The sequence below is a fragment of the Pseudochrobactrum sp. AO18b genome, assembly GCF_000409565.1.
In the GTDB taxonomy this organism is placed as follows: domain Bacteria; phylum Pseudomonadota; class Alphaproteobacteria; order Rhizobiales; family Rhizobiaceae; genus Pseudochrobactrum; species Pseudochrobactrum saccharolyticum.
Genome location: NZ_ANNO01000250.1, coordinates 1 through 4,943 on the forward strand (window position 1 = coordinate 1; position 4,943 = coordinate 4,943).

Sequence of the window (4,943 nt, forward strand, 5' to 3'; positions counted from 1 at the left end):
CAATCGCTTCAGAACCCGCCTCTGCACCAGCCAGTGTGGTGTAATATGGCAGTTTGTGCATCAGGGTCGCACGGCGGATCGACTTGCTGTCGGAAACCGCGCTGACACTGTCTGTAGTGTTGAAGACAATATGCACCTGACGGTTACGGATGGCGTCTTCAATATGCGGACGGCCTTCCAGAACCTTGTTGACCTTGGTGGCTTCGATGCCCTGTTCAGCCAGATAGCGCTGTGTGCCGCCGGTTGCCAGAACTTTAAAGCCGAGGTCTGCCAGACGCTTAACAGGCGCTACGATGCGTGCTTTGTCTTCATCGCGGACGGAGACAAATACTGTACCGTCGCGTGGCAGATCAACGCCTGCGCCGAGCTGTGATTTTGCAAAGGCCAGAGCATAGTCATAATCGAGACCCATGACTTCACCGGTCGAGCGCATTTCAGGTCCGAGCAGGGTGTCCACACCCGGGAAGCGGGCGAACGGGAACACGGCTTCCTTCACGGCGATGTGGCGCTGTGCTTTCACATCAGGCTTGCCGCCATAGGCAGCTAGTGCCTGTTCGAGGCTTTCACCGGCCATAATGCGTGCTGCAACCTTGGCAATCGGTGTGCCGTTGGTTTTAGCCACGAAAGGCACGGTACGCGATGCACGCGGATTGACCTCAAGCACATAGACTACATTGTCTTTGATTGCATATTGCACATTCATCAGACCGCCGACATTGAGCGCTTTGGCCATGGCAATGGTCTGGCGTTCAAGTTCAGCAACGATTTCATCGCTCAGAGTGTGAACCGGCAGGGAGCAGGCTGAGTCACCGGAGTGAATACCGGCTTCTTCAATATGTTCCATGATACCGGCAACATAAGCGTCTTTGCCGTCGCAGAGGCAGTCCACATCCACTTCGATAGCATCGGTCAGATAGGTATCAAACAGCAGCGGGTTTTTGCCCAGCAGGGTGTTGATCTGGCCGGTTTTATCATTCGGATATTTGGCTTTAATATCTTCGGTCACCAGTTCAGGCACGGTTTCCAGCAGATATTTTTGCAGCATACGCTCATCATGAATGATCTGCATGGCGCGGCCACCCAGAACATAAGACGGGCGAACCACCAGCGGGAAGCCGAGGTCAGCAGCGATCAGGCGAGCCTGTTCAACGGAATAGGCAATGCCGTTTTTCGGCTGGTTGAGGCCGAGCTTGATCAGCAGCTTCTGGAAGCGGTCACGGTCTTCCGCCAGATCGATCGCATCCGGTGAGGTGCCGAGGATCGGAATATTGGCTTTTTCCAGTGCATTGGCGAGTTTCAGCGGGGTCTGACCGCCGAACTGTACGATCACGCCGTGCAGAGTGCCTTTTTCCTGCTCTTTGCGCAGAATTTCGATCACATCTTCATCGGTCAGCGGTTCGAAATACAGACGGTCTGACGTGTCATAGTCCGTGGAAACCGTTTCCGGATTACAGTTGATCATGATCGCTTCATAACCGGCATCGCTCAGCGCGAAAGCCGCATGGCAGCAGCAATAGTCAAACTCGATACCCTGACCGATACGGTTAGGACCGCCGCCGAGGATCACAACTTTTTTGCGCTCGGATACATCCGCTTCACAGGCTTCAACACCTGCAAACGGCGTTTCATAGGTCGAATACATATAAGCGGTTGGCGAAGAGAATTCCGCAGCGCAGGTATCAATGCGCTTGAAAATCGGATGCACGCTCAGTTCTGCACGATGTTTGGCAACATCCTTGGCATCTTTGCGGATCAGGCTTGCAAGGCGGCTGTCTGAGAAGCCCATGGCTTTCAGATAGCGCATATTTTCCGCATCCTGCGGCAGACCGTGTTCACGGACACGATCTTCAGTCGCAACGATCTCGGCCATCTGTTCAAGGAACCAAGGATCGATCTTGCAGGCTGCATGAATTTCATCAAGCGGCATGCCGAGGCGCATGGCCTGTGCAACCATACGCAGACGATCCGGTGTCGGTGTGCCGATAGCTGCGCGGATTGCGCCTTTTTCATCGCCGTCTTCAATATTCGGGATTGCGATTTCATCAAGACCGGTCAGGCCTGTTTCCAGACCGCGCAGAGCTTTCTGCAGGCTTTCCTGGAAGGTACGGCCGATAGCCATCACTTCACCGACCGATTTCATCGCGGTGGTCAGAACATTATTGGCACCCGGGAATTTCTCGAAAGCAAAGCGCGGGATTTTCGTGACAACATAGTCAATGCTTGGTTCAAACGAAGCAGGTGTTGCACCGCCGGTAATATCGTTTTCCAGCTCGTCCATGGTGTAGCCGACAGCCAGTTTGGCGGCGACTTTAGCAATTGGGAAGCCGGTTGCTTTGGATGCCAGCGCTGACGAGCGGGACACGCGCGGGTTCATTTCAATAACGATCAGACGACCGTTTTCAGGATTAACCGCGAACTGTACGTTTGAGCCGCCGGTTTCAACGCCGATTTCACGCAGCACTGCTATCGAGGCATCGCGCATGATCTGATATTCTTTATCAGTCAGCGTCAGAGCAGGGGCAACAGTGATACTGTCACCGGTGTGAACGCCCATCGGGTCGATATTTTCGATCGAGCAGATGATAATGCAGTTGTCCGCTTTGTCGCGTACAACTTCCATTTCATATTCTTTCCAGCCGAGCACGGATTCTTCAATCAGCACTTCGGTGGTTGGCGATGCATCGAGACCGCCTTCTACGATTTCAAAGAATTCCGAGCGGTTATAGGCAATACCGCCGCCGGTGCCGCCGAGTGTAAAGCTCGGGCGGATAATGGCAGGCAGACCAACATGATCGAGCGCCTGTGCTGCCAGACCCATAGCGTGGGTCATGTAGCGCTGCTTGCGGTCGGTTTCGCCGAGCTGCCATTCGGTTTCCAGCTTGTCGAGTGCTTTGTCGAGATCGTCGCCGGAGAGCTTGGCTTTCAGCTCTTCGCGTTTGATCTTATGGGCTTTGCGGTCTTCGTCTTTAACGTCCGTGGCATTGGCCAGCATGGACTTTGGAGTTTCAAGGCCGATTTTAGCCATGGCTTCGCGGAACAATGCGCGGTCTTCGGCTTTATCAATGGCTTTGGCGTCGGCGCCGATCATTTCCACATTGTAGCGGTCAAGCACGCCCATGCGCTTTAGCGACAGCGCGGTGTTTAGCGCAGTCTGGCCGCCCATGGTTGGCAGCAGCGCATCAGGGCGCTCTTTGGCGATGATCTTGGCAACAACTTCCGGTGTGATCGGCTCAATATATGTAGCATCCGCCAGATCAGGATCTGTCATGATCGTGGCCGGATTGGAATTCACCAGAATGATCCGGTACCCTTCTTCTTTCAGGGCTTTACAGGCCTGTGTGCCTGAATAGTCAAATTCACATGCCTGACCGATAACAATTGGTCCCGCTCCGATAATCAGAATCGATTTGATGTCTGTGCGTTTTGGCATGGTCTCATCCTGTGTTTAGCGCTTATTCGGCTCTGCGACAAAAGCCCGAACGGTATGACCGTCGGGTTCAGAGGCTATATGATGCGTCTGGGCTAAGCGTGTCTTATAGGTAATCAATTTGCGGAAAGTAACCCCTTAAATACGTTATTTGGGAGAAAATATGCGTTTATAACAATTCTTATTGAAATTTGACCGGTTGTCAGCCTGTTTTGAAATGTCCTGTGTTTTATCTTTGCTAAATAGACCGCGGGCAGAGTAGCGGGCAGAGCATTTCCGTTTTATTATAGCTGCCAAAGAATTATGTAAAATAAGGAGAGCGCTGATGCGCTGGCAAGGTCGCGAAGAGAGTGACAATGTTGAGGATCGCCGTGGGAATGGCGGAGGTGGTCTGAGAGGCGGTGGCGGACTCGGCGGGCCGGGTTTCCGTGTTGTGCGCGGCGGCGGGCTTTCCGGCATTCTTATTCTGGGTGTTATGGCACTTGTTTTATGGATGGCCGGTATTAATCCGCTGCCTATCCTGTTCGGTGACGGCTCCATCCAGAGCACACAGACATCCGGCGGTTCTTCTAATATTGGTTCCTCCACCCCGCGCGCCGATGATGAAGCGGCCAGTTTCAGTCGTGTTGTCTTGAAGGAAACAGAAGAAGTCTGGAGCGGTATTTTCCAGTCTGCCGGTCAGACCTATAAAAAGCCGGTTCTGGTGCTGTTTGACGGTCAGGTAAGATCCGCCTGCGGTTTTGCTTCTGCTGCCTCGGGACCTTTCTATTGCCCGGGCGACCAGAAAGTTTATATCGATCTGAGTTTCTACCGTGAACTGGACAAGCGTTTCGGCGCTTCCGGTGATTTTGCCCATGCCTATGTGCTGTCGCATGAAGTTGGTCATCATGTGCAGAACCTGCTCGGTATTCTGCCGAAATTTAACCAGATGCGCCAAAGCATGAGTGAAGCGCAGTCCAATGCCATGTCCGTGCGCGTGGAATTGCAGGCCGATTGCTTTGCCGGTGTCTGGGGTAAATTCACCGAGCAGAAAGGCCTGCTGGAGCAGGGTGATCTCGAAGAAGCTCTGAACGCCGCCCATCAGATCGGTGACGATACTTTGCAGAAGCGTTCGCAGGGCTATGTCGTGCCGGAAAGCTTCAATCACGGTACCTCTGAACAGCGTGCCAAATGGTTCAAGCGCGGCTTCGATACGGGACGGGTTGATGCCTGTGATACTTTCAACAACCCCATTTAATATATTCGGGTGCTGACGGTCTGCAAATGGTGTTTATCTCAACTTCCGGTACTCACGTACACACGGCACCGCACGTCCAATAGGACGTGCAAAGGTTGCCGTGATCTTTAAGGCTGCATAATCTTATCTTTCATCAGCCGATGAAAGGATTATGCAGGGTACGCTCCGCTCCGGTTCTCGATAAACATCATTTTCGCCACGTCATCATCTTGGATACAACGTCGCGTTTGATAGAAAAATCAAACTACGAGTATAGAAAAAGGCCGGTGAAAATCACCG

The 4,943-nt window shown here is 52.9% G+C and carries 2 protein-coding genes; one reads left to right on the forward strand and one right to left on the reverse strand.

Annotation, left to right across the window (positions count from 1 at the left end):
- A partial coding sequence (gene carB / locus A918_RS0110245; protein WP_022710973.1) for a carbamoyl-phosphate synthase large subunit occupies positions 1–3,430 on the reverse strand: 3,430 nt, incomplete at its 3' end.
- 322 nt (positions 3,431–3,752) lie between these two features.
- On the opposite strand from carB, the gene A918_RS0110250 reads away from it, so the two are divergent.
- The gene (locus A918_RS0110250; protein ID WP_022710974.1) at positions 3,753–4,664 is read left to right on the forward strand and encodes a neutral zinc metallopeptidase; all 912 of its coding nucleotides are present in this window, start codon (positions 3,753–3,755) and stop codon (positions 4,662–4,664) included.
- Positions 4,665–4,943: the final 279 nt, after the last annotated feature.